The following is a 26,993-nucleotide window of genomic DNA, read 5'->3' on the forward strand; positions in this document are numbered from 1 at the left end:
GCTAGAGATTTCTTGCAGCACTCCCCTCGCATGCCAAGTTGTAACATTCGGTTTTTGTCATATTTCGGCAAACCTTTTAGTGATTGAGTCCTAACTCAAATGCATCGCGATCGCTTGCGCCGCTGTGCTTAAACGAGCACCGGTAAGGCGGCATGCTGGTTGCCTCTCTTTCGACGAAACCGGAAAGGCTTGCTCTGCCTCTTGAGCGAGTTCTTTCTTCCGTGCGGCATTGTCTCCTCTTCATCGCCGCACACTCGTCATTCGATTCGCACTTTCGTTGGGAGCCTGATGAATGCAGAACGAAATCCGAACAGACCACGCGCGTCGGTCTGGTTTTACCCTCGTCGAACTGTTGGTGGTCATTGCGATCATCGGCGTACTGATCGCCTTACTCTTGCCAGCGGTGCAACAAGCACGCGAAGCAGCGCGGCGTATGTCTTGCACGAACAACCTGAAGCAGCTTGGCTTGGCCGTGCACAACTATCACGACAGCTTCGGTAGCTTTCCGCCGGGAGGTATGACTTACTTTAACTCTGGCGGCAATGGCGACGGCAACGCCTCGGGCTGGGCGCTCCATTTGTTCCCTTTCCTCGAGCAAGACAACCTCTACGAAGCCCTGAAACCAGGGACCATTCGCCTCGACGAAGCGGTTACCGAAGGCAGCAGCGTCAACGGTGCCAGCGGTCGCCAATTGATTGACCTGATGCGTAATCCACTATCGGCGATGGTCTGCCCATCCGATGCTGGCGACGAAATCTTGCAGCCCATCCAAGGGAACGTTGGCCTGCTGAACGACACCAGTGGATCGGCAACGAACAACCCTAATAACAACCCGGCCAAAGGGAACTACGCCGCAGTCGCAGGGTCGCAGCGCTACACCTGGACAGCGTACTGGGCACCGCCGATTGGTGGTGGCGGCAAGACCAACTTCAATGGTGTGTTTGGCTTGGATGCGGTCGTGAAATTTGCTGACATCACCGATGGCACCAGCAATACGCTGATGATCGGCGAACGGGTTACCTGGCTGAAGGAGCCAGATGGGTACGACGCCCCCGACGACGACGACTCGACCCCAGGCGGAAAATGCCCCTGCGTGGGAACGAACCCGTATGGCTTTTCGTACGACGGCGGTTATTTGTGGGACTCGGCCAACGTGCTTGGTTCGGTCGCCTATCCGCTGAATAGCCCCCTCTACACGTTCTGGTGCCGCTCCGGTTTCAACAGCCATCATCCAGGCGGCGTTCAATTCGTTTACTGCGACGGTTCGGTCCACTTCATTCCTGACACCGTCGATCACAAGCCAGACGAAGTGCACGACAACACGGTGCTCGAAAACCTGGCCAACCGTTCCGACGGCTTCATCCCAAGAGCATCGTTCTAGGCCAGCTTTTCAAACGCAAAGGAATTTCCAGATTCAGGGACATGATGATCATGCGAAATCTTAGTTACGGGCTGATACTCGCGGCCATGATGCTTGGCAGCGGGTGCACTAGCTCGGTCCCCAGCAACGTCGCAGAGGTTACTGGGTTGGTCACGGTCGATGGCAAGCCAGCGGCAGAAGCGATGGTCAGCTTCTCGCCGACTGGCGGAGGCCGCACGTCGTTTGGCTTGACCGATGACAAGGGGCAGTACCGATTGATCTATACCAACGATATCCGCGGGGCGATCATCGGTGACCATATGGTCTCGATCAGCAACACGCCTCCGCCCGGCAAGCCAAGTCCGGCCGTTCTGGTCCCCGCCAAGTTTGGCAAGCCAGGCAGCCTGACAGCCAACGTCGAACAAGGCAGCCGAAACGAAATCAACTTCGAACTTGTTTCCAAATGAGGCAGGTATCTCCCTACCTCCAAAGCACCGGGTCTATCTGTTCTGGATAGGTCTGGTGTTTTGGTTTTTCACGTTCGCAGCGCGAACCTTATCAGCGACAGCTTCCTCTACCCTTACGACGCTGATGCCGACCGGCCAGGCGGTTGCCTGCAAAGCAACTTCAAGTGGGTTCGACTCCCACCGACGTTTCTGACCGATCAACTGCCAGCTCGGACTACATCTTACTAGGGTTGAGTTTCCGTCTGAGTGTATCCCTCGTTGATCGATCTTTTTACGTGGCTTCGGCTGCCAGTGCTTTTGTTCTTCGTGAAGCACGCCACCCAAGAATGCCACCGGCAAAGAAGACTCCCAGCGAGTCAATCAGTACGTCGGTGACGGTGCCATAACGATCGGGCACAAACGTTTGATGCCACTCGTCTCCGGCGGCGTACAGAATGCAAACGATCATGGCTGCGTTGATCGCAATGCGAGTCGATAGCCAGCCAGTGGCCCGAAACGCCCAGCTAACCAGCCAGGTTAAGACTGCGAATTCGGTGAAGTGCCATCCTTTCACGATCGTGAACCACCAGATTCCCCAGAAAACACGAAACTCGTACATCGCTGCCGTGTCGAGATTCAGAAACTCTTGGATCCGCCGAAAGAACTCCTCAGGCCGGATGACATAGCACGACGTCGCAAAGATTGCCGCCGCCCAGAACAGGGCCAGCAGCAAGATCAGCCGTGTCCCCAGCGACCACTTTGGGCTGGCATTTGGTTCACTTTCCATCCGGCCCGGTCCCTTTCTCAACGCGAGGATGGCACTGCGTGCATCTGTGTTGGGGATCGACTATCATCATGCGTAGTCCTTCCCTACCCTGCACTCCTGCTCGAGTATACTCATCATGAAAATGATCGCCCTGACGATTGCCTTGGCTCTGCTAACCTCGACGAGCCTCGTCGGCCAAGAGATTTCTAAACCGACAAATAAAAAGCTGGGGCAATGGGCCGAGACGCCTGATCCGAAGCTCCCCAACGTGTTGATCCTGGGCGATTCGATTTCGATTGGTTACACGCTGAAGGTTCGCGAACTGCTGGAGGGCAAAGCGAACGTCTTCCGCCCCCACACCGCCGACGGCAAGAAGGCAGAGAACTGCAGCGGCACCACGAAAGGTGTTGAGTCGATCGATCGCTGGCTGGGCGATCGCAAATGGGACGTCATCCACTTCAACTGGGGACTACACGACTTAAAGCACGTGACCGAGCCAGGCGGCAACACCGTTTCGAGCAATCCTAAAGATCCTGTTCAGGCAACCGTGGACCAGTACGCGGCCAATCTCGAAAAGATTGTGGCCCGGCTTAAGAAAACCGACGCCAAGTTGATCTTCGCGACGACCACCCCGGTCGTGCCCGGCACCAAGGGTCCCCTGCGCGAACCAGAATCGCCCGGCAAGTACAACGCCGCCGCCTTGAAGATCATGGAGGCCAACGATATCGAGATCGACGACCTTTATGCCTTCTGCCAGCCACGCCTGGACGAGATTCAATTGCCCAAGAACGTCCACTTCTCGGACAAAGGTTCGCAGGCCCTGGCAGAACAAGTGGCATCGGTCATCGAGAAGGCACTTGCCGCGAAGCCTTCCAACTAGTGCGACTTATCAAGTGGTCGCCTAGCGAACCTGTCGCAAGGTGACCACAACTTCCCCCGAACCTTTGCCAGGCCGGACCTTATTGATTCGGCTCTCGCGGCTCAGTTCTCCGACATGGGTTCGGTTGGCACCTGCCACCACAAAGACTGTGATGTAGTACTCGCGGTCTTTCCGTGGCTGGAAATCCTTGCCAAGCCCAAACGGCACGCTCTTTTCTTTGCCAGCAGCGTGCGAAAAGTCGTCGATCACGACCTCATCGATCAGGTCCGCCGATACGTCCGCGAGCAATGGATCGTACTCGAAAAGTTTGATCTCCAGCGCTTGCCGCTCAAAACCGGGCAGGTCCTTGCCGATCACAATCTTGCCATGCACGGCCGAAGTATTCATCGGCTGCCCATTGATCGTCTTCACCCCGTCGCGATCGACAGCGACCATTCGATAGCCGAAGCCCGGACCAGCCATTCGGGTCCCACCAACGACGTACTTCAGGTTGCCGTCGGCTTCCAGCTTCGGATTCAGCATCACCAGATTCGGCCCGTCGACGGTTCCGACGAGCACCAGCTTCTTTTCGAAGTCGATGTCTGGCAACGCTTCCTCGCCACGAAAAGCCTTCCACAACTTCTCGAACGTGGCCTGATCGGTCACGATGCCTGATTTGGGCACCTGCTTCAAAGCGTCGTTGTTCTGGATCTTGCCAGAAGCCACGTTCTCTGGCTCGGCAGCCGAAAGAGCCGACACCATTACCAACAGAAAGCCAAGCGTCAAAAGTACGAGCCGCATAGGAATCTCCTCGAAGGGAATTGAGCATGTTTTTCACTCATCGAGACGATTCTCAGCGGCGAATGGTTTTCTGCCTGGGGCTCGATTTTGCGGAAACCGTGGCGGCATGCCCAGAAAAGGAAGGTGCCCCTTCCTCAGGCCACCTGAAAAGGTTGGATCGTCGAGGCTGACGGAGGCATATTCATGGTTAGCGGGCCTGTTTCTTCCGGTTTCAAATCTTTACGCTGGTAGGGTTGGCGATCGACGCCTTTCCGGAACGAACATCCAGTATCTCGGCCATTGCGATGAATGTGGACTTTCAGAAACAGTTCTTTGCGCAGATGGGGTCACGGCACCAGATGCAGTTTCTGTACGATGCCGTCCCGGACGTGTTCTTCTTCACGAAGGATCGCGACAGCCGCATGGTCTGGGCGAATCGTCAGTTGATCAAACGGTTGGGTGCCACGCGCGAAGAAGATGTCGTTGGCGCTCACGACTCGAAGTTCTTTCCGATGGAAGTCGCCAAGAAGTATCGTGCCGACGACTGCTACGTGATGGAGACCGCCCAGCCGATCAACAACCGTGTCGAGGTATTCTATAACGAAACAAAGATTCTCGACTGGTACATTACGAGCAAGATTCCGGTCTTCAACGAATCGGGCAGCGAGGTCATCGGCGTCGCCGGCGTCATTCGCAGTTACAAGGCCGGCAAACGCTGGGCCGCGCCGGCTTCCGAGATTGAAGAAATCGTCGAGTACATGCGAACGCCGGAAGGCTCGCTGGCGACGGTGGAAGAACTGGCCGACCGGGCTCACATTTCTTCGCGGCAACTCAATCGCAAGTTCCAGGCGGTGTTCGGAATGAGCGTTCGTGATTTCAAGATCCGCACGAGGCTCAATTCTGCGGCGGACGATCTTAGCAACACCGATCACTCGATCTGCCAAATCGCGACCGATCATGACTTCTCGGATCAAAGTACCTTCAGTCGTCTCTTCCGCAAGCATATGGGGATGACACCGCTCGAATATCGACGGAGCTATCACAATCCGCTTGGGAATGGCTCGGAAAGCGATGCCTGACTAGCCGCCCGGTAGCTTCACGCCCCAGACACCATTTCGGCGGCGATTGCTGGGAATGGGGCCATTCGACTGAAGCCGTTTGCGTCCCTCTTCGGTGATACCAACATCTTTGTAAGTGCCCCCGTGCGCGGTAGCGATCGCCGAGAAACGTCCGCGATCCTTCGGCAAAACCTGCATGCCGAGCGTGTGAATCGTGATCCCTTCCAGCTTGGTTTTGGCCAGTTCGACGTCGGCATTGTCGGTGAATGCACCATCCCCCAAGATGTAGATCAGGTCTGGCTCAAGCTGTAGCGCCAACGTGATCGCGTCGCGGCCGTCGGTCAGCAGACACATCTGCACGGTATCGAGCCACTGGGCCACCTTCTTCTTGTTCTTATCGTTGGCGTGGACCATCTTCTTTTCGACCGAGGGATAGAAAAGGGGGTAGGCGGTATCGCTGTAGAAGATGATGTAGAACTCCTGCTTCGGCGTGAGACCTTCGATTGTCTTGCGAAGCTCGATCAGGGCGGTCTCCATGCGGCCGCCACCCATGCTGATCGAGTTGTCGACCAGAAACAGGATCTTCTTTCCTTTTGCTCCGGTTCCGAAGAACTTGGTCATCTTGCCGATGTCGTCCCCCAGACCGTCGATTTCGGAAAGGAGCCCGTCCGGGTTCATTCCGGCGAAGTCGATCGTTTGCGTCGGCATCAGTTCTTCGACCGAGAGCGCTTCGCTCATCATCACCGGGTCCGGGGCAGCGGTCAGCGATTCAAGTGATTCCGACATGAGCTGCGGCGCTGCCATCGCCAGTTCCACCTCTTCTTCGATCTGCGGTTCGATCTCCAGCACCATCTGCTCCAGTTCTTCGCTCTCAGGCTGATCGGTCGCGACCAGGTTCAATGTTTGCGGCAGCGGTGGCGGGGCGAGGGTCGCCAGCAAAAGCGTCGTCACACCGAGACAGTGAACAATGAGGCTGATCAACCAGGCCGGCATGCTCCAGATGGCAGCCTTGAACCACCATCGATTTTGAACGGGGGCATCGCCTTGGTCTGGATGCTGGTCGTGACGACTTTCGGAAGTCGATTCGCGACGGAACGAAGTTGACGATGAATAGGCATGACTGGACATGGCGATGGTAACTCCTGACCAACCGAGTGTTCGGTCGAGGTGATTCGAGCGGTGAGAAGAGACTGGCGAATCTAGCTACCTCTTGCTTTTCGTACTTCGTGTAGTCTGCCTTGAAATATTCCGCAGCTCAACACATTGGTCGAAAATGCCCCGAAAGCAGGAGATTCGTGCGCAAGGCCTCACCGGCAACACACCCTCTACGGTAAGCATTTCGGTCATCAACGTTGCGTCAACCAGCGACGCATATTTGTCTGCCGATGCCAGCAGCCACAAAAAAATCCCTGCGTAGCCAACACCACGCAGGGATAAAGTGATTCGTCAGATCGATGCGGAGCGAAAACTTACACCACGCGGAACTTCGACATCAACGCTTGCAGGTCATCGGCGACGCGGTTCAGTTCGACGCTCGTTTCCGAGGCCGTTGTCGCTCCGTGCGACGTTTCGCGAGCTGCCATGTCAACGGCCAGCATGCTGGAACGAATTTCTTCGCTGGCGGCGGCCGACTCGGCCACACCTCCGCTGATTTTGGTCACGGCGGAATTGGTTTGCGAAATATGCTCAGCGATCGACTGTGTCGTGTAGTTTTGTTCCTGGATCGCAGCGGCAATCATGTTAGACACTTCGTGCACTTGAGCGACGTGCACACCGATGTCACCGATCGAACGGGTCGTCTTTTCGGTTGCGTTTTGAATAGCGCCAATGCGGTGGCGAATGTCTTCCGTGGCGGAAGCTGCCTGCCGGGCGAGTTCCTTCACTTCATTCGCCACAATGCTGAACCCCTTTCCAGCTTCGCCAGCACGGGCCGCTTCGATGGTCGCATTGAGCGCCAAGAGATTGGTTTGTTCCGAGATGTCTTCGATCGTTTCAATCACTCGGCTGATCTCTTGGGCCGCGGACGAAAGTTCGGCGATATTAGCGTTGCTCTGCTCTAGCTCCTCGGCAGCCAGCCCGGCAACCGACGACGCCTTCTCGGTATTGGTCGAGATATCGTTGATGCATGCCGCAAGTTCTTCGATTGCGTTGGCAACCGTGCTGACACTGACCTGCATCGACTGGGTCGAGTTAGCGGCTTCGCCCATGCGGGTCGCCATTTGATTGGCTGCGTGGGAAACGACGGCCGAACGCTTCGTGGTATCGTCGGCACGATCGGTCAGAGAGCCCGCCGTGGCGGAAAGCTCGGACGACGATTGAGCCAGGACCGAAGCACTGCCACCGACGCGGATGATGACATCCTGCAACTGATCGACAAACTTATTGAACCACATCGAGAGTTCGCCGACTTCGTCGTTGCCATCAACCGGCAACCGGCGGGTAAGGTCCCCTTCGGCCTGGGCGATATCGGCGAGTAGACGCGAAACCTTGCGGATCGGCTTCAAGATCCACAGCACGATGAATGGACAAGGCACCAGGGCAATCACCGTACCGATGATCATTGCCATCCGCGAATTGCTGGCGACTTCTTCCGAAGTTTCGATGCGCTGCGTGAACAGCTCGGTCGCGGCGTCGGCAACCTGATCGATCCCTTCTTCCAGATCATGAATTGGCACCTTAAACGGAACCATCATACGGTTGGCTTCTTGCGGTGGTAGTTCGGCGTCTGCGATCGCTTTGTCCGCCACCTGCAGCACGCCACTCATGTAGGTATTGTGCAATTCTGGCAGCCGGGCGGCGATCTGTTTGATCTCAGGACTGAAGCGAGGATCTTCCGCGATGACTCGTTCCATCTTCGTGAGGAGCGCCTGAATCTCGGCCTGCTTCTCTTTAAGCTTCGGCAGATACTTTTCGACCTGGCTGTCACGGTTACCGATATTGAGGAACAAGTCCTTCTCGTACCGGCGGTGCTGGAGCATCAGGTTCTTGATGGCCTGGGCGTCGCCGAAGATTTGCTTGTCGGCCGCGATGTAGTCCAGTTCCGACTGCAGCGAACTGAGCCCGCGGTCGCCAATAAAACAGGCCGTCGCGGCGAGAATCAACACCAGCGCGAACCCACCGATCAACTTCGTGCTGAGACGGATAGAGTTCAAACGATTACGAAAGCTGCCTGGTGCACTGTTAGTCTGCTGACTCATCTTCGGCCCTTTGATTTCACTCGATTGCCTAGCCAAATGGCATCTGGTTACTGTTGAAATCTAGGGCAGAAGCGGTGTTGCAAATCAATTGCCGACAACGCGCTAAGAGAATTGCTCAGCTCGAATCGATACGTTCGGCAAATCTAATCCATCTCGCAATCGGATGGGACCGCTCCCACACAACCTAAGTATCTTCAAGAACTAGAGTTAGGCCTTAACCCGCATTTCACAAATGGCTTTTTTATGGGAATTCAAACTGCGAGAATCCACATTGGCCAATTTTGGCTCACATGCCTTGTTTTTCCCGCGAGGGGGATGGTAATCGCCGATGCTGACGGCATTGATCCGGCGGATAAGCTAGATTCTGTTCGCGACCTATGCAGCCCGGCTCCGAGACTCTACCTGCTGGGTCAACATTTCAAACTCGCTCAAAATCTGCGTCTGCAGCTTGCGTTCTAAAGCACATAGAATGTCGGCCACTTCTTTACCATCCATGACGCGATGATCGTACGCGATGGTGACGTTGCAACGCCCCTGATCATCCAGCGGACCGTAAGTCAGCGTCGTGGTGACCGGTGCCTTGGGATCGACGATGGTCACCCCTTGGCCGGCGAGTGTCGTCAGAGCAAAGGTTCCCAGACGTTTCACACGTTTCTTCGGGGTGAAATGAAAGCGTAACCACCACATCACGCGGCGAAGCATGTCAGGATAGTTGGCAAAGCGGACCTGATTCTTGAAAGCCGTTTCGACCGGAGCCGTCTGGTAGCGTTCCAAAAGCCCCTGAAGTTGAAGCAGCGGCATGGTGTGGGCTTCGTCCATCGGCGCGAAGAAGAGCCATTGCTCTCCGTCGACCACACGCGAAATGGCCAGATTGCCAATAGGATGGGGGTGCTCGTAAAGATGTGGCCAGGGCCACTCCATAAAAGTCTGCCGTAAACTGGCCGTTTCAGCCGAGAGCAGAGCGTAGGCCCGAAGAACCGCAATCGACCACGAGATCCGAATGGGGCATTTCGAGCGTGCGTCCGCGAGTCCTTGAAGATCGAAGGTCTTTACCTGCGACACCGTCGGCATCGTTCGATGCATGCGCATCAAGTCCGACACGATCGCCCGATGAGGTGGCAATCCACCGGGAATCCAACGCTTTCCGCGGGCTTTGGGGGCCTGGGAAGTGGAAGAAGAAACAGGTAAGTCAGACATCCGTTGAGAATAGCACGAATCAGAGTCTTGGCACTCCCCTAGCGCCCGTAGACTCATGACCCAGACGCATGGCCACTTAGATAGCGGACGACTGGGCTTTAAAGCAAGCCCAGTTCCCCTATTCGTACCGGTTGATGCTTGGCTAGTTCACTGGTGCTTTATCGTCGGGGGTGATGCCTTCGACTTCGATCACTTCCCCGGTTGGCTCGGGCGCCTCTGGGGCTCGAAGCTTCAGCGCCTCGATTTCGGCCTGGCGACAATAATCGATCGACTCGCCCAAGATACGAGCCGCTTCCTGATCGGCGTGAAAGCCTTTCGAATTCTCGCTGCTGATGAAATCGAGCCGCCACATCCCCTTCTTTTGCAGTTCCAGGATCGGTGCCATCTGCTCGTCGGTAGCGCCGGCGGCCTGGGCGGCCCGCATGGCATCCAGCATCGACGTCATCGCCACCGCGGCCCGTTCGGTCAGGGCCTTGGTTCGCTCCTGGATGATATGCACTCGATCGACTAGTTCCTGAGCGTTCACGTTATGGCAAGTCTGGCACGACTTGTCGGCCGTCAGCAAAGGACTTCCGACCCAGTGGCTACTGACTTTCATCGCCCCTTTACGTTCGTAGGGCATATGGCAGTCGGCGCAGCTCACGCCACTGCGGGCATGAATCCCCTGGCTCCAGAGCTCAAACTCGGGATGCTGAGCCTTGTAGATCTTCGCGCCCGTTTCTCCATGCTTGTAGTCGATGAAGTCGCTGCCGTCAGGGAACTTGTGGTTGTCGTACAGCTCTTCGATTTGCTCGACCTTCAGACCGTTGCCCCAGGGGAAGAACAATGTCTCTTTGGTCGCACAATAGTACTCAACATGACACTGGGCACAGACGAACGTCCGCATTTCCTGCCGCGTCGCGTCGCGATTGGGATCGTAGTCGCGATCCTTCTTGCCGTTTCGCCATCGCTGAATACTTGGCAGATGAGGAACCGGGTCGTCACTTTTCGCCAGCGCGGCGATACCGTTCACGAAGCCTGGCCGAGTCACGCGGATCGCCATCGATTCGGGATCGTGGCAATCGATGCAGCTCACCGGGTGTGCCTTGCCAGATGCCGTGGTTCCATCGGGGGTCATTTCAATCTCGGCATGGGCGTCGGGATAGTCCATCGTGCTCATCTTCTCGAAGCCCTTCATCACGGCGGGCCAGTTGAAGTCGTGCGCCAGTTCCAACTCGGTAACATCCATTTCGCCTTGTTCAATCAAACCAAGACGTCGGTAAGTCGGCACCACCGACGCATGGCAATGCAGGCAGGCCCCGCCCTGCTTTCGCTCGGTCACCCGTTTGGTTTTCTCTTGATCGCTGAGCATGTAAGCGTGCCCGCGTGCTTCGCGGTAGTCCAGACTGAAGGCATAGCCGGCGAATAAACGCTTCAGCCAGGGATCCGCCTCGAGCTTGCTGGCGGTCATCCCGTCGGAACCACCGTAATCGCTCTCTTCCATGTCGACCGTACGCAGGTACGAGTCGTACTGGTGCGGCCAATTCACGCCCCACGGTGCCGGATCAGTCGAAACTTCGTCGACCTCTTCCAAACGCACGAACGGAATCCGCGCTTCCTGCTTCTTTTCGAAGATATTCATCAACAGCGCTACGACGGCGAAGGTGATCACCGCGAACAACAGCATCAACCCAACCAGGGCGAAGAAGGAATTTCCGCGGGCTCCCTTCGAGGGGGACGTGGATGGTTCAGAACTCATGATCAAATCCTGCTATCGTGAGTTGGGTTCCAAGGTGGGATAGACGCGAGCGTGCAGCGCGTGCCCGACGTCGGCGTGACAATGCACGCACGACATCGTCTCTTCCTGATGATTCGCCGGAAGCATGCTATGGACGAAGTCGGCGTGGCAATGCAGGCAGGCATGCTGCGTGACCTGGCGATTGCGAGGCTTGATTCGCAGCGGCTCTGGGTAGTCGTTCAGTGTGAACGCCAGCGAGTGAAAGAAACCGTTATCGGCCTTGGTTACCCACTTGCCAATCGGGTCGTGAGAGAGATGGCAGTCGTTACAAACGGCAACATTGTGATGGCTCGACTTCTGCCATGTGTCATACGGCTCTTGCATGACATGACAATTGATACATGTCTGGGGGTCGTTGCTCAGGTAGCTGGCCCCTTTTCCATAACCAAACGTGAACGTACCCAGGCCGAGCACAATCCCCAGCAGGATCGCGAAGCAAGACGAAAAGAGCCCCACGTAGACGCGGGCCCTTGAAGATCGCTTCCATGAATACTGGCGACGAGAGGTGTTTGAGCTCCCGTTTTCCATACATCCCAGCCTTCCGTTAGCTAATCAAACCCCGGCTTTCAGGCCGGATTCGATCGCGGGCGTAGTGGTTGGACCATCTGGGTGCCCAAGATAGCGTTCTGGGGGGAACGCTTCAAAGCATTTTCCCTAAATTCGTCACAAGTTTCTTACACCATCCAGCCCGCACTCACTTTGCGGGGGATCCAGCGGTCCATTGGGAATAAGTTTCGCTTCTATCGACCTCAGAACCACCCATTGAGAGGACAATAAATTTTCAACAAAGGAAGCAACTTTTTCACATTGCGGTTTCTACGAACAACCTATCGTTGGGGGAATCTTCAATTCGATTCATTGTTTTTTAGAGGCGGAAAATCTACGAAACACTGGAAGAAGTAAACGTATGCCCTCACGTCGAAATCTCTATCTAATCGTATCTCTCCTTACTGTTGGCTCGCTGGTCGTCGGTGGATCGCAGGCCTTTGCCCAGGCCGATCTGGCGGCACCGGTCGCAGCCGTGGAAGCCGCCCCTGCGGTAGATGCCACTGCCGACGGCCACGCGTTGATTGACTATGCGTGGGTGATCTTTGCCGCCGCCCTGGTCATGCTGATGCAAGCCGGTTTCATGTGCCTGGAGTCAGGTCTGGCTCGGGCCAAGAACTCGATTAATGTCGCCGTGAAAAACATGGCCGACTTCGTCCTTTCCGTCGCCGGCTTCTGGTTCATCGGCTTTGGGCTGATGTTCGGAACCACCTACTATGGCCTGTTCGGCACGACCGACTTCTGCGTCTCTTTTGAGAACTCTCCTTGGCTGGCCGTCTTCTTCGTCTTTCAAGCTACGTTCTGCGGAACCGCAGCGACGATCGACTCGGGCGCCGTCGCCGAACGTTCCCGCTTTGTGACTTACCTGTTTATCTCGCTGATCACATCGGCACTCATCTATCCGGTGTTCGGTCACTGGGCGTGGGGCAGCTTGTATCACAGCGACTCCAGCGGCTGGCTGGAAGACATGGGCTTCATCGACTTCGCTGGCTCGACCGTGGTGCACTCGGTGGGTGCCTGGGTGGCGTTGGCATCGGTCATCATTATTGGGCCACGTCTGGGACGCTTTAACGAAGACGGCACGGCGAACCGGTTCCATCCCCACAACTTGCCGTTGATGTACCTCGGTACGTTCATCCTGGTGTTTGGCTGGTTTGGCTTTAACTGCGGCAGTACCCTGGCCGTCGATGCTGAAGTCGGTCCGATCGCCATGACGACACTGCTTTCCGCCTGTTTCGGCGGGCTTAGCTCGACTTTGATTAGCTGGTCGCTCGGAAGTGCCAAACTGCCTCAAGCCGAAGACATCGCCAATGGCGTGCTGGGTGGCCTGGTCGGGATCACCGCCGGCTGTGCCAGTGTTTCGGCGACGGGTGCCGTGCTGATCGGTCTGGTCAGTGGCGTGTTGGTCTTCCTCGGTATGATCTTGATGGAGAAGGTTTTGAAACTGGACGACGTCGTCGGTGCGATTCCAGTGCATGGCTTCTGCGGTGCCTGGGGTACGATCGCGGTCGGCTTCTTCGCTCGAGAAGACGTTCTTACCGGCGCCAGTATGACCCGCTGGGATTTGATCGGTGTTCAAGCGATCGGTGTCGCGGCTTGCTTCGTGTGGACCTTCTGCACGGGGTTTGCCCTGGTCTATCTGCTAAAGTGCGTCACGCATGTCCGTGTTAGTGAAGAAGATGAAATCATGGGCCTGAACGTTTCCGAACATGGTGCTAAGAGCACGCTGTTCGACCTGGCCGCTACCATGCAGCAGGCCGCCCATGCCGAGCACATCGATCGCCGGTTCCTGGTCGAACCGGAAATCGGTACCGAAGCGGGCGACCTGGCTCAGGCGTTTAATCGTTTGATCGAAGCGATCGACTCGGAACGGCACCGCACGCGTGACGCCGTGCAATCGCTGGAACGCCAGAAATCACTCGCCCAGGCAGGCCTCGCCAGGTACAAGCACCAAGTCGAGTCGAGCCTAGAGTCGATCGACGAACAACGCAACTCGCTTCAGTCGGTGGTCGAGACCTCTTCAACCAACGCCCAGAGGCTCGTCAGTTCAGTTCAGCAGATCTTCGCTCGCATCGATACGATGGTCCGCTCGCTGGGGGATATTTCGCAGCAGATGCAAAAGACTGCGTCGCTGGCCGAACGAGGCGTGGCGACTGCCAGCAGCAGCGGCGCGACGATGAGCCAGTTGAATGAATCGTCGACCGAGATCGAATCGGTGCTCGACATGGTTCGCGAAGTGGCCGAGCAGACCAACCTGCTTGCATTGAACGCCACGATCGAAGCTGCCCGGGCCGGTGCCGCTGGCAAGGGCTTCGCCGTGGTCGCCACCGAGGTGAAACAACTGTCTCGTGCTTCGGCCGAATCGACCCAGCAAATTAGTGGACAGATTTCTCGCATTCGCAGCGATACCCGGGAAGTGGCCTCGAACCTGAGCGAGACGGCAAACGTCATCGGCCAGGTCTGTGCTATGAATGACGAAATGAACCGCTTCCTGCAGAACACATCGACCGACCAACGGGCCTCGGCCGAACAGGTCCGTCAGATCGGTAGCGAGATTGAACAAATGGTCGAGCAAATGCTGAAAGGAATGCAGGAAATTCGTGTTTCCAGCGAAACGATCGGCCACCGCGTGCGGAATTCGTATCAGGAATTCACCACCGTGCTGGATCAAGCCGGCCTCGCCTAGTCCGCGAGTGCCGATGACTGGCTGGTTCGCCCCACGATCCAGCTTGCAGTGCCCCCACTTATTCGGGACTCACCCCGAGTTTTTGGGGGCATTGTTCTTTTCGAGATCAATACCTGGAAGTGAGACTGTTGTCTTGACGTTTATTGTAATGACGCCTATCCTGGGGGGATGGCTGTATCTTCACAGAAATCTCGAACGCGTCCTCCTGGCGGAAAGTTTGACTCCCTGGAACAGGAAGTCTTCCTGAACCTTTGGCGCACCTACGATCGCCTGAAAACGATCGAGGAAGAAGTATTCGGCAAAGTCGGCTTGTCGGCTCAGCAGTACAACACACTTCGCTTGCTAAAGTCCGTGCATCCTGCTTCGATGCCAACGCTGGTGCTAGGCTCGCGACTGATTTCTCGTGCGCCGGACATGACTCGTCTGTTAGATAAGCTCGAACAACGCGGTTTACTAACACGAGAGCGGCGTCCCGAGAATCGACGGGTGGTGGAAGTCACCATCTCGCCGGCGGGGCTTCAACTGCTGGAGCAGCTTGCCGAACAGGTCGAACAATGCCATGCACGGCAATTGGGTCACCTCTCCCCTGCCCAGTTGAAGCAGTTGGCCGGGCTGCTTCGCGATGCTCGTGCCCCGCACGAAGATGCCACGAACCTCTCGCTGGTTGACGATTGATATAACGCGGCTGCCATGCCGCCTGAAACGATAGGCCAAAGGACGATGATCGATACCCCGAAGACGACTCAGGTAGTGGTAATTGGTGGCGGTCCCGCAGGAGCCACGGTCAGCACCATTCTGGCCCAACAAGGCGTTCGCGTTGAGCTGTTCGAGCGCGAGAAATTTCCACGCTTCCACATCGGCGAATCGCTGATCCCGGAAACCTACTGGGTGCTGAAGCGTCTGAACATGATCCCGAAGCTGCGCGAGAGCGCCTTCATTAAGAAGTACAGCGTGCAGTTCGTCAGCGACTCGGGGAAAGAGTCGGCACCGTTCTACTTTCACGATAATAAAGACCACGACTGCTCGCAGACCTGGCAGGTCCGCCGAAGCGAGTTCGACGAAATGATGCTGCGCAATGCCGAAGAGCATGGCGTAAGAACGCACGAAGGCACGCGCGTCCTCGATGTCCTATTCGAAGGAGATCGCGCGATTGGTATCCAGGTGATGGGCGAAGACGGCGAGAAACGCGAAGTGCGAGCCGACGTGGTGGTCGACGCCAGCGGCCAGAGCTCGATGCTGCTGAACAAGCTGAAGCTTCGTGTCCCTGATCCGACGCTCAACAAGGGTTCGATCTGGACCTATTACAAAGGTGCCTACCGCGGCGAAGGTCGCGACGAAGGTGCCACGACGGTCCTGCAGGTCGAGGACAAGAAGGGGTGGTTCTGGTACATCCCCCTGCACGACGACATGGTCAGCATCGGCGTCGTTGGCGATTTCGATTACTTGTTCAAGGGGCGTGGCTCGCACGAGCAAGTCTTCGCCGAAGAGTTGGAACGTTGCCCTGCCGCCAAGATGCGTGTCGAAAACGCTGAGCAGGTCACCAAGATCTTCGCCACCAAAGACTTCACCTACAAGTCGAAGCAGGCCGCCGGCGATGGCTGGGTTTTGATCGGCGATGCCCTCGGTTTCCTGGATCCGCTGTACTCATCCGGCGTACTGCTCGCTTTGAAGTCGGGCGAACTGGCTGCCGACGCAATTGCCGAAGGCTTGATCAAGGGAGACACCTCCCGGGCTCAACTCAGCAATTGGGAAGCGGACTACATGGTCGGCATGGAACGCATGCGGAAGCTCGTCTGCGAATACTACGACGGTTTCAACTTCGGTCACTTCGTCCGTCGGTTCCCGAATCATCGCGGCGACATCACCGACCTGCTGATTGGCGACCTATTCAAAGAAAGCCTCGATCAGGTCTTCATCTCGATCGATTCGCTTAAGGCGGAAGCAGCGGCGATGACGAAATAGCTGCCAACCATTGCACATAGTTACAGAACGGTTGCCTTCGCTTAGATGGCAACCGTTTTTTTATTCAATGTGTTGGCGGTGTGGGTATCAGCGATAATTCCCGCCAGGCGTTGAAATCTCACAAAATAACTGGCATGGCCCTACCCAATGCCTAGCATAGTAAGTACGCCCCAAACTGAACGCCCCCGAACACAATGGCTGACGCTATGAGAACAACGACCTCTTTCCTGCTGCTGGCTCTGATTACCGTTCTGACAACGAATTCGTCGGTATCTGCCCAGGAAGCGCCGCCTGAGAAAGGCTCTTCCGCCAAGCCGGAGGGGGCCGAGCAAGATCGCGAGATTCAACGTCGCATCCGCTCCTTTGGCCGTATCGAACTGGGGCCTGACGATGTCGCGGTTTACGAGGCTCCACCGGAAGGCTTCAAGTCGGAACGAACCGATATCCCTCACGGCAAACTCGAGATGGTCACTTACGACTCGAAGACCGTCGGGACCGAGCGGAAGATGCTGGTCTACACGCCACCAGGTTACGACCCCGAAAAGAAGTACCCGGTGCTTTATCTGCTGCATGGCATCGGAGGTGATGAAACCGAATGGAACCGTTTCGCTAATCCGCAGCCCATGCTGGATGGCTTGATTGCCGATGGCAAGGCAGTGCCAATGATCGTTGTGATGCCGAACGGCCGAGCCCAGAAGAACGACCGTGCCGAAGGGAACATCATGGCCAGCGCACCAGCGTTCGCCGTGTTCGAGCGTGATTTGCTGGACGATGTGATTCCTGCGATTGAAAAGAAGTACTCGGTCGATACCGACCGAACTCAGCGAGCGATCGCCGGCCTCTCAATGGGAGGCGGACAGTCGTTCAATTTTGGCTTGCAGAATCTGGATACGTTCGCCTGGGTCGCCCCCTTCTCAGCAGCCCCTAATACCAAAGCTCCCGAAGAATTGATCCCGGACGTTGATCGTGCGAAGGAAAAACTGAAACTGCTGTGGATCTCGTGCGGCAATCAGGACGGCTTGATTTCGATCAGCCAGCGGATGCATCGCTTCCTTAAGGAGAACGATATCCCACATGTGTGGCATGTCGACGGCCATGGTCACGATGCGGCCCACTGGAGCAGCAGTTTGTATTGGTTCGCTCAAAGCGTCTTCCAGGAAGATCCGTACGCTCTGCCGAAGAAAGCTCACGGCCAGAAGTCTGGTAGTTAACGCCTTCACTGTTTCGCCAATTTGCGTGCACGGAAACCAGCGATGCCATGCACGCAGATTCTCGCCGACACAAAAGAGAAAGGTCGATTTGATTTCTCTTTCTGATCGATGCACAACCCTGGGGGCCTGCGCCGCTGTTTTCGAGCTCGATTACCCACGCATGGTTTGACTTGCGTTGACCCACCTGCGGCAGCCATTAATACTGAAGTCGCCCATCCGAAAGCCTTTTCCGCAACGAGGCCCTCATGCGACTTCTGCAACTATCGTTATCGCTGCTGCTTCTATTCACGCTCTCAGCAACCAGTTTCGCCGCCGATTCGCCACCCAATGTGATCATGGTCTTCATCGACGACATGGGCTGGGGAGACTTCTCTTGCTTTGGGAACGAAGCGGCGACCACAGAGCATTGCGATCGTCTCGCCGCCGAAGGAATTCGCTTCACGCAGTTTTATGTGAACTCGCCCATTTGCTCGCCATCGCGCACGGCGATCTCGACCGGGCAGTATCCGCAGCGTTGGAAGATTTCTTCGTACCTGGCCGATCGCCAGATGAACCATCGGCGTGGCATGGCCCAGTGGCTCGATCCTGCCGCTCCAATGCTGGCTCGCCAACTGCACCAAGCTGGCTATGCCACCGGGCACTTCGGCAAGTGGCATATGGGTGGCCAACGCGATGTGGGCGAAGCACCGCTGATCACCGAATATGGTTTCGATGCGTCACTGACCAACTTCGAAGGCCTCGGAGACCGCGTGCTGCCTCTGCTAGATGCCTACAACGGCAAGAAACCTCGTCGGTATGCCTTGGGGAGCGACAACCTCGGCCGCGGCAAGATTACCTGGCAAGACCGGAGCCAAGTCACCCAGTCGTTTGTCGACGCCGCTGTCGATTTTATTCGCAAAGCCCAAGCCGACCAGAAGCCGTTCTACGTGAACGTTTGGCCTGACGACGTTCACTCACCTTTCTTTCCACCGAAGGCTCGTCGCGGCGACGATTCGAAGCGTCAGTTGTATCTCGGTGTGCTGGAAACGATGGATGAACAGCTCGGCACGCTTTTCGATCTGGTTCGGAATGATCCTAAGCTTCGCGACAACACGCTGATTGTGATGTGCTCGGACAATGGACCCGAGTTCGGCGCTGGCTCGGCTGGTCCTCTGCGAGGGCACAAGACAACGCTGTACGAAGGAGGCATTCGCTCGCCACTGGTGGTCTGGGGTCCTGGTTTGATCGCCTCCCAAGACAGTGGTCAGGTTAACGAGAGTTCGGTCTTCGCCGCCTTCGACCTGGTGCCTAGCTTGCTGCAAATCTGCCAGGCCGATTTCACCGGGATCGAGTTCGACGGTCAGCCACTTCCCGATGTGCTGCTGGGGAAATCGAAGGCATCGCGCGAGAAGCCACTCTTCTTCCGCCGACCTCCCGATCGTCCGGCGATTAACAAAGAGCAACTGCCCGACCTCGCTGTGCGGGATGGCAACTGGAAACTGCTTTGCAGTTACGATGGTTCCGAAGTCCAGCTATTTAATCTGCTTGATGATATCGGCGAGACCACGAACGTTGCCGCGGGCCATCCGGAAGAAGTTGCTCGCCTGAAGGGCAAACTGATGCAATGGAATGCCTCGATACCGGCCGACAACGGAGCCGATTGGGAACCGAAGCCATAGCATCCGACTTGCGGTGCGAGCATCCAGGTTGGTAGCTCGCCACCCAGCTATTCGCCTCAACCTGCCCTATTCGGGGAACTGGAACAGAGCTTGCACCAACCTTACTGGGGGACAACTTTTTGGACCTTAGTAAGGAGAAAGCCATGCATTCCATTAATGCAAGTGAATTGAAGACCCGTCAGAATCAGGGCGAACGACTTACGTTGATCAATACCTTGAACCAGGACAACTTCGAGAAGACGAAGATACCTGGATCCATCAACATCCCGAAGACGGCGCCCGATTTCGAGTCGCGTGTCGAACAAACCATTGGCGGGAAGAATCAGCCCGTGGTCTTATATTGTGCCAGCGAAGAATGTCCTTCGTCGACCGAAGCGGCGCAGAGACTCGAAGATGCCGGCTTTTCGGAAGTGTACGACTTCGAAGGAGGTGCGAAGCAGTGGCAAGAGAGCGGAGGCGTCTTAGCCTCGGCTTGATCTTGGCCAAACTCGCTTCGCCAGCTTAGTGTTGGCTGATCGTTCTTGAATGAAACGACTTATGGCGTTGTACTACTTAAGTGCAACGCCTTTTTTTGTCTCACCAAGTTATCACACGCGATGCGTTTTGAACTTTTCATGAAGTCGATAACGGCATCCGCGCAAAACTTGCCCCACCTGGGCGGAATCGACATAGGCTTTCAAGAACTAGCCAACCTCGTTCTAAAGGGGTATCTATGCCCTCCCATTACGCCGGTCCCGACGCGCGTCGCTGGAAGTCGTTCGAAAACCTGACCACAATCATCGGGGGCATCATCATTGGATTTGCCGCTCTGAATGCCGTGATGTGGGTTCTTGCCAGCCAAGATAACTTTATCCAAGAAGTGGCCCGCAAGGATTCCCGGATCAGTTTGACCGAGGCGCGCCAGGGGGCCCAAGACTTGATCCATGAATCGCGAATCTACGCGATCGCCTATTCCATCATGGGAACCGGAATCATCGGTCTTGGAATCATGATGATGGTTAGCACCCGGCCGCTACCCACCGTCGCGATTCTGCTGGGCGGCTTTATCGGGGCGTTCGCTTTGATGAAAGGCTGGGGAGCCTTTCAAGCATTTCAAGAAGGCGAGACGTGGTTCATCGTCCGCAACCTGGTCGCCATGATGTTCCTGGGCAGCTATGCGATGCAGGGCATTTCGCTTGGCATCGCGGAAGAGCATCCACCAACAGAAACCGCCGCGGAGGAATCACTTCCCGACGCGGCGGCAGGTTTCAAGTTTCACTCGACTAGTTATCGAGATCTTTAATTCCGATCTTCATCTCGTCGGAGTTGCCAACCAGTTCTGGTGCATACATGGCCTGGGCGATCGCTGGCAATGCACTGAACTTACCGGGGATTTCGGCCCGCATGCGATAGGTCAGCGTGTGTTTGCCGCGTGGCAGTTCTCGCACGAAGAAGTTGACCTTCTCGTCGCGAAGTTCCATGTAAGCCCCCAGCGAGTTGCCGTTGTATCCGCTTTGCAGATCAACCGGCTCGAACCCGGCGGCCTTCTGGTCCTCGAACATCAAGTACTCGTAGTCGTTCTTGCTTTCGATCACCAGGTCGATCTCGACCAGGTCGCCGCTTGTGATCTGCGACTCGTTCTCAAGCAAGGTTCGCGTGTACTTGACCACTTTCTCGTTCAAGGCCTGACCGCGAGCACCCACCGCCTTGGCAGTGGCATCTTCGTCTCGATCAAGTCGATAGAAGCGACGTTCGATCTTCACTTCGAGGCCTGCCTTGGTGATGAAGTTCTCCAGCGTGAAGTTCGTCAAGTAAGCACTGAAGTAGACCGGGCCTTTGCCTTTGCGGCTTAGCTCGACCTTGTGCTTGCCATCGGTCACTTGCAGACCGGTCAGTTCCACCGTGTTATCGACCGTGAACAAGTTCTCTTTGGTGAACTCGGTTTCGGCCTTCTTTTCGCCGTCGATTAGGATTTCAACCGTCATCTCGGGATTCATTTCGTCGGTGGCCCGCAGGTAATCGGCCATTGCCTCGACGCACAAGGCGGTGTCGCGAGTCGACTTCCAGTAGGTGGCATGCTTCCGATTGTTCAGCAGGTACTTCACCAATCGGCGAGCCGTCACGTTCTGGGCGTCGGTCGCAGACAACAGCTTCAGGTAGTAGGCATTGGCTTCGATTGCGTCGCCATACCAATACCACCAGTGGTTGTCGGCTGGCATCTTCAGGTAAGCCGTTTCGTTTTCCTCGTCCGAAACCAGGTACTGATCGAGGTTACGACGCAGCATCGTCAGCTTTTCAGCGTCCTTCACCTGGTGCGTGGCCAGAGCGAAGACCGACAAGCCGTAGACCGAAAGGTGCGTGCGATCGCGATAGATGAACTCTCGCATCTCCGCATTGTCGTGCCCCAGTTCAACCAGCGTGGCATAGACGATCGCGTCCAGGTTGCCGGCGTTTGGTTTCCAAGGCTTCTTCTCTTGCGGCTTGGCTTGCAGCTTCTGCAGCTCTTCGTTCTGATAGTTGATCAGCCACTGGCGACCGCGAGCGATCACGTCTGGCACGACTGCGGCGTCATTACGCTGAGCAATCATCAGGCCTCGCACCACGACCGCGGTCGTATGAGGATAGCTACGTTCGCCATAGCCTGAGAACCATCCCCAGCCGCCATCGCTGTTCTGCATCTCGGTCAAACGCTGGACACCAGCTTTGACCATTTTCTGCAGCTCCGCTTCGTCGAAGACAGGGTTGTGTCCCACGTGCCAGCGTTTGTTGCGTTCTTCCGGATCGCCAAGTTCCTGAGCGTTCAGGTTATTCTGATGCTCGGCAATCGACTTCAAATCGATACCCATTTCGCTCAGCACCTTCCGCGTGATCACGGTCGGCACGAAGCGGTTCAAGGTCTGCTCGGTGCAGCCATACGGATAATCGCTGAGGTAAGGCAACGCTTCGACCATGGCAGCTGCCAGGCTAGGCGAGTACCGCACGATCAGACGCGAATCCTTGGGACGACGGTCCTGTGGAACGTTGATCGTGAAACCGTTGGCATCTTGCTCTGGCTGAACCGTGCCAGCCCAGGCTTCCGTCTTCAACATACCATGCACGAAGACCGGGAAGCTTTGCGACATGGCGTCCGATTCTTCATCGGTCAGCGCCTTCATCGTGATGGCCGCTTCCCCTTCGCCGGTGACCTTCACGGTCCAATCGACACGCACTTCGCCGCCAGCCGGAATGGTTACCTTCTGGGTCAGTGGCGAGTCGCTCGACATCAGTTCGCTCGGCACATCGAGCGAGACCATCGCGGTCTTTTCGGTTTCGAGGTAGTTATGCACGTTGGCCGACAGGACCACTTCATCTGTTTGCACGAAGAAGCGAGGAGCCTGAAGCCGAACGATCAGATTCTTTCGAGTCACCACGTCTGTTTCCGCGGACCCAACTTTGGTTCCCTGGCCCATGGCCCACGTGCGAATCTTCCAGGTCGTCAGGTTCTCAGGCATATCGAGCTTGAACTCGGCCTCCCCCTTCTCGTTCGTTTCGACGCTTCCGACCCACAAAGCGGTGTCGGCGAAGTTCGAGCGAACGGTTGGCTCGACCAGGTTGGCTTGCTCACCACCCCCCATTTCCTCTCCGGCAACTTCGAGCACGGCATCGGCAACCGGAGCTGCCGCCATCGGCGCGGCACTCTTGGCCATAGCCCGCGACTGCATCATCATGCCGCCACGCCCCATGCCAGCGCCCTCCATTCCTCCGAAGCCCATGGCATCGTTTTCCATAACCATCTGATTGTTGAACTCGTCGGCTACGCTATTGCCGAAAGCTCCCAGGAACTGCAAAGCCCGCTGCCCCTTCGGAGTCAGATTGTGGCTATACAAGCTGAGGCTATCTTCCGTATTGGGATGATGGTGGCGACGCCACTTCCAGAAGAACTCTTTGATGTCGGTGACGTTGGAACCACCACTGATATACTCGACCGCTTTGTCGTAGACCGTCAGCACGGTCGACCCAACGAAAGGTTCGCCCGTCAGGTCGGTCAACTTCAGCTTGATCGTTCCCTGGCTACCCGGCAGGTATTCGGTCGCGTCGGTTTCGACTTGCAAGTCGAGGACGCGCGATTCTGGCGGCACCACGATATCTTTCGCTTCGTTGTGCACTTTGGCGTCGGCAATCGTCAACGCTTCGACAAAGAAGTTCGGCATGTCCTTCTTCAGGACTGCGATCTCGTGAACGGTGCTCTTACCGGTCAGGCGAACAATCTTCGGTGGCAGATACACACTGTTGGAAGGTCGCACGAAGAGCAGCACCGTGCTTCCGACGCGGTTGGTGTTGATCTGAAGCTTGACGGTATCGCCAGCTTCGTATTGCTTCTTGTCGGGAATCAGTTCCAGGTCGTTGAAGCGATACTCCGAGCCGTCGAAGCCTTGGCCCCGAACGGTGAAGATGTAGCCACCTTCTTCGGTGTGACCGGCGTCGTCGGTGACGGTGAGGCTCAAACGATACTGACCGGCAGCCGACGCTTTCATCGACTGCGTTTTCGAGCCTTCGCCATTAAGCTCGACGTCCCAGGCCTGAACTTCCGTTTCAATGGGCTGCTTCTTATCGTCGTACGTGATCTTCAGCAGCTTCAGCTTGCCTTTGCCAGCGACATCGCGGGAATCGAGCGTTTGAGCCAGGAACTGTGCTTCAATCGTGTCGCCCACATCATAGTAGCCACGATCGACCCAGGTATAAACCTTGAATGGCTGACGAGCGACCAGCACCTTGCCGGTACCGACAATCGTGCGACGCGACTCGTCACGCACTTCCGCGGTGATGGTGTACTGATGGTCTTCGTTGCCATGCATTGCCTTGGCGATCGCCGTGTCGATTTCGACATCGACGGTGCCATCTTCGCCGATCTTCACTTCCTGTTCAGCGACCAGTTCCGGTGGATTGTGAGACCAACCGATCCATGGCGGAATCGGACGAACACAGCCGACCCAGCGATTGAAGCCAGGGTACCAGGAATAGTCGTAAGCAAACCACCAATAACCCTTGCCGTAGCACCAATCCCATGGTGCGGAAGGATACCAGCGTTCGTTGTAAGGCGAACGTTCGACTTTGTACTTCACCGTGGCATTGGTCACTGGCGAACCGAAGTAATACTTGGCGTTGATCTTAGCCGTGATTTTCTCGCCTAGCTCAACCGACTTGGAAGGAGCGTCGACGGTGACTTCAAACTCAGGCTTCTTGTACTCTTCGATACGGAACTGAACGTTGCCCCGATCGGTGTACAAGTTGTATTGCCCCAGCTTCACATCGGAAGGGATATCCCAGGTTCCTTCCACGCCACCGTAAGCATCGGCGGTCAGGGTCTTATGGAAGATCTTGTTTCCCTGCGGATCGTGCAAACGGACCGAAATCTGCTGGCCAGCGAACTGGCTGTTATCGGGCATGTCGTACTGCGATCGGCGTGTCCAGAATTTGAACTTCATCGATTGATCCGGACGATAGACCGGTCGATCGGTGATGCCGTAAGCACGAATCTGGGTGTAGTCGCTGTTATAAGATTGACCATACCAGACATGCTGGAAGCCCATGAACGCGAAGCGTCCCTGGTCAGTGCGAGCCATGGTCAGCCATTGATAACGCTCGGCCATCTGGTCCGATCCCAAAGTCACCTGGCCATCGGCATCAGTGAACTCGGCGAAGTTCTTCACGTCGACGTGGAACTCGTTCCGGTTGCGGACGTTTTCCATCTTGTAGCCAAAGAACTCGACGTTGGCCTTGGCGATTGGCTGACCGCTGACGGCATCGGCGACGAAGTAGTACTTCTTCTGATCGAGCTGCTTGCTGACAATGACCGTATCGACCACCCAAACCACGATTTTGCAAACGTTGCCATCCGCCATCTTGGCCGTCACCATGTAGGCACCGGCGTTGTTCAGCGGAGCATGCACGTCGACGCGACGATCGAGATGGTCCGGGCGAGGCTCGAGTTCCATCGACCACTTGGCGACCTGTTCTTTCAGATAGCCTTCGCCACCTTGAAAGAGAATCCGTTCGCCAACCTGCTGGAACTGCAGCTTCTGATATTCAACCTGCTTAGGATTGGACTTCAGATACGCCTTGACGTCCGCCAAAAGCTTTTCGACGTCGATCTTGTGGGCAGTGAAGCTGACTCCCTTGCCGTTGCGGAACAAGTACTGCAGCGTCGCTCCTTGCCCAGCGGCATTGACCTGGCCCCCTTGGAATTGACCCAGGTTGCCCACAATCTGCTGCAGTCGATCATCGCGATACTTGTTCGAACCAGGCCCGACATCGGCGATTGCCTGCTTCCAGACTTCGGCGGCCCGCGGGTATTGGCGACGGTTCTCGAAGATCGAAGCCAACTGGTCGTAGGCCTGCGAACGTTGTGCGCTCTTGTCGCTGATCAGTTTCTGCCAGACCTTGATGTGGTTAAATTCGTCTGGCAGATCGAAGCGTTTGATGCCAGTCGCCAGCCGCGCGATCGTTTCGTTTTCCTTCAGGGTGCCAAGCGAAAGGAGGTGCGTCGTTTCGTCGTCGGCATCGGGACTGGCCGGTGCGAAGAACCATTGGAACTGACGAAGGGTTTGCACCCCAAACTGCGAGTTCAGAAAGTTCGCCCAGCTCAGTTGCACATCGCCAACCTTCTTGGCGTTGTACTCGCCGACCTGTTCCATGGCCCAGCGCATCCGCTCGCCATCGTTCTTGGCGGCGTCCCAGCTTTTGGGGACGTAGTAATAGATCGGGTTCCCCTCCGCATCAACCGGAGCCCCCTGATTCGAGCCACCGTAGTTGTAGCTTTCTTCGTAGCCGGGCAGCACGCTGATATCGGTCAGATATTGCAGTTGCCAAGCAGCGCGGCCGTAACCACCGCTCAAGAAGAACTGGGCCACTTCCTGATACAGATCGCCCATGTCAGGATCGGCGTTCTGCGTCTTGGCCATGTTCATCGCTTCGACATAAAGCTGAAGCGATCGGGTACGGTCGCGGTCAATGCTATTCACCCGCTTGCCGCCGCCCCGGACCGGACCGCGTTCAAACTTATTGTCGTTTATCACGCCCCAGTGATTCAGCCGTGCGTATTGTTGAGCACATGCCTGCAACACGCGCCACTGCCCTTTTTGAGCAGTCGCGGTCATTTCCAGAAAGTCGTCCACCTCGGCATAGCGCCCTAAACGCTGCAAGGCGTTGATCGGCAGATTGATCGTGCGAGCGAGCTGCTTGGGATCTTGTTTCGGATCGGCAAACAGCTTCTCGGCGGCTTCGTAGGCTTCTTTGAAATTGCCTTGCTTGAAGAGCTCTTCCATTTGCGTCACGGTCGGGGCATTTCCTTCTGCTGCATGATTCAGCGGGCCAATCCATACCGACATAAGCGCGGCACAGCATAGCAGCAGTGCCAAAGGAATCATGCGGACGAGGGGGTAATTTGTCATGGGGCGTCCTTGATGCGATCTATTTCTGATTCGACGGGGTTCATAGTACCGCCGGCCTGTCGAAGTCTAGACGAACCTAAC

General features: G+C 56.3%; 19 protein-coding genes and 1 tRNA gene. 12 read left to right on the forward strand and 8 right to left on the reverse strand.

What is annotated here, in order from left to right; translation table 11 throughout:
* Nucleotides 1-292: 292 nt before the first annotated feature.
* The 3 genes from AB1L30_RS23980 to AB1L30_RS23990 all read left to right on the forward strand — a co-directional run bounded on the left by AB1L30_RS23980 (nucleotide 293) and on the right by AB1L30_RS23990 (nucleotide 2,016).
* The gene (locus tag AB1L30_RS23980) at nucleotides 293-1,381 is read left to right on the forward strand and encodes a DUF1559 domain-containing protein (protein ID WP_367016739.1); all 1,089 of its coding nucleotides are present in this window, start codon (nucleotides 293-295) and stop codon (nucleotides 1,379-1,381) included.
* A 50-nt stretch (nucleotides 1,382-1,431) separates the two neighbouring features.
* Nucleotides 1,432-1,827: a carboxypeptidase regulatory-like domain-containing protein gene (locus AB1L30_RS23985; protein WP_367016740.1), complete on the forward strand. Its 396-nt coding sequence runs from the start codon at nucleotides 1,432-1,434 to the stop codon at nucleotides 1,825-1,827.
* Nucleotides 1,828-1,944: 117 nt separating this feature from the next.
* Nucleotides 1,945-2,016, forward strand: a tRNA-Cys gene (locus tag AB1L30_RS23990).
* 82 nt (nucleotides 2,017-2,098) lie between these two features.
* Here AB1L30_RS23990 and AB1L30_RS23995 read toward each other — a convergent pair.
* On the reverse strand, nucleotides 2,099-2,593 hold the full coding sequence (locus AB1L30_RS23995; protein WP_367016742.1) for a VanZ family protein: 495 nt from the start codon (nucleotides 2,591-2,593) through the stop codon (nucleotides 2,099-2,101).
* A 115-nt stretch (nucleotides 2,594-2,708) separates the two neighbouring features.
* On the opposite strand from AB1L30_RS23995, the gene AB1L30_RS24000 reads away from it, so the two are divergent.
* Nucleotides 2,709-3,452: an SGNH/GDSL hydrolase family protein gene (locus tag AB1L30_RS24000; protein WP_367016744.1), complete on the forward strand. Its 744-nt coding sequence runs from the start codon at nucleotides 2,709-2,711 to the stop codon at nucleotides 3,450-3,452.
* Between the two features lie 21 nt (nucleotides 3,453-3,473).
* On the opposite strand, the gene AB1L30_RS24005 is transcribed toward AB1L30_RS24000, so the two are convergent.
* On the reverse strand, nucleotides 3,474-4,232 hold the full coding sequence (locus tag AB1L30_RS24005) for a hypothetical protein (RefSeq protein ID WP_367016746.1): 759 nt from the start codon (nucleotides 4,230-4,232) through the stop codon (nucleotides 3,474-3,476).
* Between the two features lie 284 nt (nucleotides 4,233-4,516).
* Here AB1L30_RS24005 and AB1L30_RS24010 point away from each other — a divergent pair, with 284 nt between their 5' ends.
* Nucleotides 4,517-5,290, forward strand: a complete 774-nt coding sequence (locus AB1L30_RS24010) for a helix-turn-helix domain-containing protein (RefSeq protein WP_367016749.1) — start codon at nucleotides 4,517-4,519, stop codon at nucleotides 5,288-5,290.
* On the opposite strand, the gene AB1L30_RS24015 is transcribed toward AB1L30_RS24010, so the two are convergent.
* From AB1L30_RS24015 to nrfH, 5 genes are all read right to left on the reverse strand, one after another.
* Complete coding sequence (locus AB1L30_RS24015; protein WP_367016751.1) at nucleotides 5,291-6,397, reverse strand: vWA domain-containing protein; 1,107 nt, start codon at nucleotides 6,395-6,397, stop codon at nucleotides 5,291-5,293.
* Between the two features lie 341 nt (nucleotides 6,398-6,738).
* Nucleotides 6,739-8,466: a methyl-accepting chemotaxis protein gene (locus AB1L30_RS24020; protein ID WP_367016753.1), complete on the reverse strand. Its 1,728-nt coding sequence runs from the start codon at nucleotides 8,464-8,466 to the stop codon at nucleotides 6,739-6,741.
* Nucleotides 8,467-8,841: 375 nt separating this feature from the next.
* Nucleotides 8,842-9,549 (reverse strand): hypothetical protein, encoded by a 708-nt coding sequence (locus AB1L30_RS24025; RefSeq protein WP_367016755.1) that lies wholly within the window; start codon nucleotides 9,547-9,549, stop codon nucleotides 8,842-8,844.
* 256 nt (nucleotides 9,550-9,805) lie between these two features.
* Nucleotides 9,806-11,401 carry an ammonia-forming cytochrome c nitrite reductase subunit c552 gene (locus AB1L30_RS24030; protein WP_367016757.1) on the reverse strand — a complete coding sequence of 532 codons (1,596 nt, stop codon included), beginning with the start codon at nucleotides 11,399-11,401 and terminating at the stop codon, nucleotides 9,806-9,808.
* A 12-nt stretch (nucleotides 11,402-11,413) separates the two neighbouring features.
* Nucleotides 11,414-11,896 (reverse strand): cytochrome c nitrite reductase small subunit, encoded by a 483-nt coding sequence (gene nrfH / locus AB1L30_RS24035; RefSeq protein ID WP_367016758.1) that lies wholly within the window; start codon nucleotides 11,894-11,896, stop codon nucleotides 11,414-11,416.
* Between the two features lie 451 nt (nucleotides 11,897-12,347).
* On the opposite strand from nrfH, the gene amt reads away from it, so the two are divergent.
* The 7 genes from amt to AB1L30_RS24070 all read left to right on the forward strand — a co-directional run bounded on the left by amt (nucleotide 12,348) and on the right by AB1L30_RS24070 (nucleotide 20,785).
* Nucleotides 12,348-14,672 (forward strand): ammonium transporter, encoded by a 2,325-nt coding sequence (gene amt, locus AB1L30_RS24040; RefSeq protein ID WP_367016760.1) that lies wholly within the window; start codon nucleotides 12,348-12,350, stop codon nucleotides 14,670-14,672.
* Nucleotides 14,673-14,840: 168 nt separating this feature from the next.
* A complete protein-coding gene (locus AB1L30_RS24045; RefSeq protein ID WP_367016762.1) occupies nucleotides 14,841-15,347 on the forward strand; it encodes a MarR family transcriptional regulator in 507 nt (168 codons plus the stop codon).
* Nucleotides 15,348-15,392: 45 nt separating this feature from the next.
* Entirely contained in the window at nucleotides 15,393-16,634 is a 1,242-nt protein-coding gene (locus AB1L30_RS24050; RefSeq protein ID WP_367016764.1) for an NAD(P)/FAD-dependent oxidoreductase, read from the forward strand.
* A gap of 206 nt (nucleotides 16,635-16,840) precedes the next feature.
* Nucleotides 16,841-17,845: an alpha/beta hydrolase-fold protein gene (locus AB1L30_RS24055; protein WP_367016766.1), complete on the forward strand. Its 1,005-nt coding sequence runs from the start codon at nucleotides 16,841-16,843 to the stop codon at nucleotides 17,843-17,845.
* Nucleotides 17,846-18,090: 245 nt separating this feature from the next.
* A complete protein-coding gene (locus AB1L30_RS24060) occupies nucleotides 18,091-19,503 on the forward strand; it encodes a sulfatase-like hydrolase/transferase (RefSeq protein WP_367016768.1) in 1,413 nt (470 codons plus the stop codon).
* Between the two features lie 143 nt (nucleotides 19,504-19,646).
* Nucleotides 19,647-19,979 carry a rhodanese-like domain-containing protein gene (locus tag AB1L30_RS24065; protein WP_367016770.1) on the forward strand — a complete coding sequence of 111 codons (333 nt, stop codon included), beginning with the start codon at nucleotides 19,647-19,649 and terminating at the stop codon, nucleotides 19,977-19,979.
* A 236-nt stretch (nucleotides 19,980-20,215) separates the two neighbouring features.
* Complete coding sequence (locus AB1L30_RS24070; RefSeq protein ID WP_367016772.1) at nucleotides 20,216-20,785, forward strand: hypothetical protein; 570 nt, start codon at nucleotides 20,216-20,218, stop codon at nucleotides 20,783-20,785.
* On the opposite strand, the gene AB1L30_RS24075 is transcribed toward AB1L30_RS24070, so the two are convergent.
* Nucleotides 20,766-26,912 (reverse strand): MG2 domain-containing protein, encoded by a 6,147-nt coding sequence (locus tag AB1L30_RS24075; protein ID WP_367016774.1) that lies wholly within the window; start codon nucleotides 26,910-26,912, stop codon nucleotides 20,766-20,768. The two genes, AB1L30_RS24070 and AB1L30_RS24075, sit on opposite strands and share 20 nt — an antisense overlap.
* Between the last annotated feature and the right edge of the window lie 81 nt (nucleotides 26,913-26,993).

The organism is Bremerella sp. JC817, assembly GCF_040718835.1.
Taxonomy (GTDB): domain Bacteria; phylum Planctomycetota; class Planctomycetia; order Pirellulales; family Pirellulaceae; genus Bremerella.

Bases quoted from the DNA above. Each gene is read 5' to 3' on its own strand.
- AB1L30_RS23980 (WP_367016739.1), top strand. From the start codon at position 293: ATGCAGAACGAAATCCGAACAGACCACGCGCGTCGGTCTGGTTTTACC.
- AB1L30_RS23985 (WP_367016740.1), top strand. From the start codon at position 1,432: ATGCGAAATCTTAGTTACGGGCTGATACTCGCGGCCATGATGCTTGGC.
- AB1L30_RS23995 (WP_367016742.1), bottom strand. From the start codon at position 2,593: ATGGAAAGTGAACCAAATGCCAGCCCAAAGTGGTCGCTGGGGACACGG.
- AB1L30_RS24000 (WP_367016744.1), top strand. From the start codon at position 2,709: ATGAAAATGATCGCCCTGACGATTGCCTTGGCTCTGCTAACCTCGACG.
- AB1L30_RS24005 (WP_367016746.1), bottom strand. From the start codon at position 4,232: ATGCGGCTCGTACTTTTGACGCTTGGCTTTCTGTTGGTAATGGTGTCG.
- AB1L30_RS24010 (WP_367016749.1), top strand. From the start codon at position 4,517: ATGAATGTGGACTTTCAGAAACAGTTCTTTGCGCAGATGGGGTCACGG.
- AB1L30_RS24015 (WP_367016751.1), bottom strand. From the start codon at position 6,397: ATGTCCAGTCATGCCTATTCATCGTCAACTTCGTTCCGTCGCGAATCG.
- AB1L30_RS24020 (WP_367016753.1), bottom strand. From the start codon at position 8,466: ATGAGTCAGCAGACTAACAGTGCACCAGGCAGCTTTCGTAATCGTTTG.
- AB1L30_RS24025 (WP_367016755.1), bottom strand. From the start codon at position 9,549: ATGCATCGAACGATGCCGACGGTGTCGCAGGTAAAGACCTTCGATCTT.
- AB1L30_RS24030 (WP_367016757.1), bottom strand. From the start codon at position 11,401: ATGAGTTCTGAACCATCCACGTCCCCCTCGAAGGGAGCCCGCGGAAAT.
- amt (WP_367016760.1), top strand. From the start codon at position 12,348: ATGCCCTCACGTCGAAATCTCTATCTAATCGTATCTCTCCTTACTGTT.
- AB1L30_RS24045 (WP_367016762.1), top strand. From the start codon at position 14,841: ATGGCTGTATCTTCACAGAAATCTCGAACGCGTCCTCCTGGCGGAAAG.
- AB1L30_RS24050 (WP_367016764.1), top strand. From the start codon at position 15,393: ATGATCGATACCCCGAAGACGACTCAGGTAGTGGTAATTGGTGGCGGT.
- AB1L30_RS24055 (WP_367016766.1), top strand. From the start codon at position 16,841: ATGAGAACAACGACCTCTTTCCTGCTGCTGGCTCTGATTACCGTTCTG.
- AB1L30_RS24060 (WP_367016768.1), top strand. From the start codon at position 18,091: ATGCGACTTCTGCAACTATCGTTATCGCTGCTGCTTCTATTCACGCTC.
- AB1L30_RS24065 (WP_367016770.1), top strand. From the start codon at position 19,647: ATGCATTCCATTAATGCAAGTGAATTGAAGACCCGTCAGAATCAGGGC.
- AB1L30_RS24070 (WP_367016772.1), top strand. From the start codon at position 20,216: ATGCCCTCCCATTACGCCGGTCCCGACGCGCGTCGCTGGAAGTCGTTC.
- AB1L30_RS24075 (WP_367016774.1), bottom strand. From the start codon at position 26,912: ATGACAAATTACCCCCTCGTCCGCATGATTCCTTTGGCACTGCTGCTA.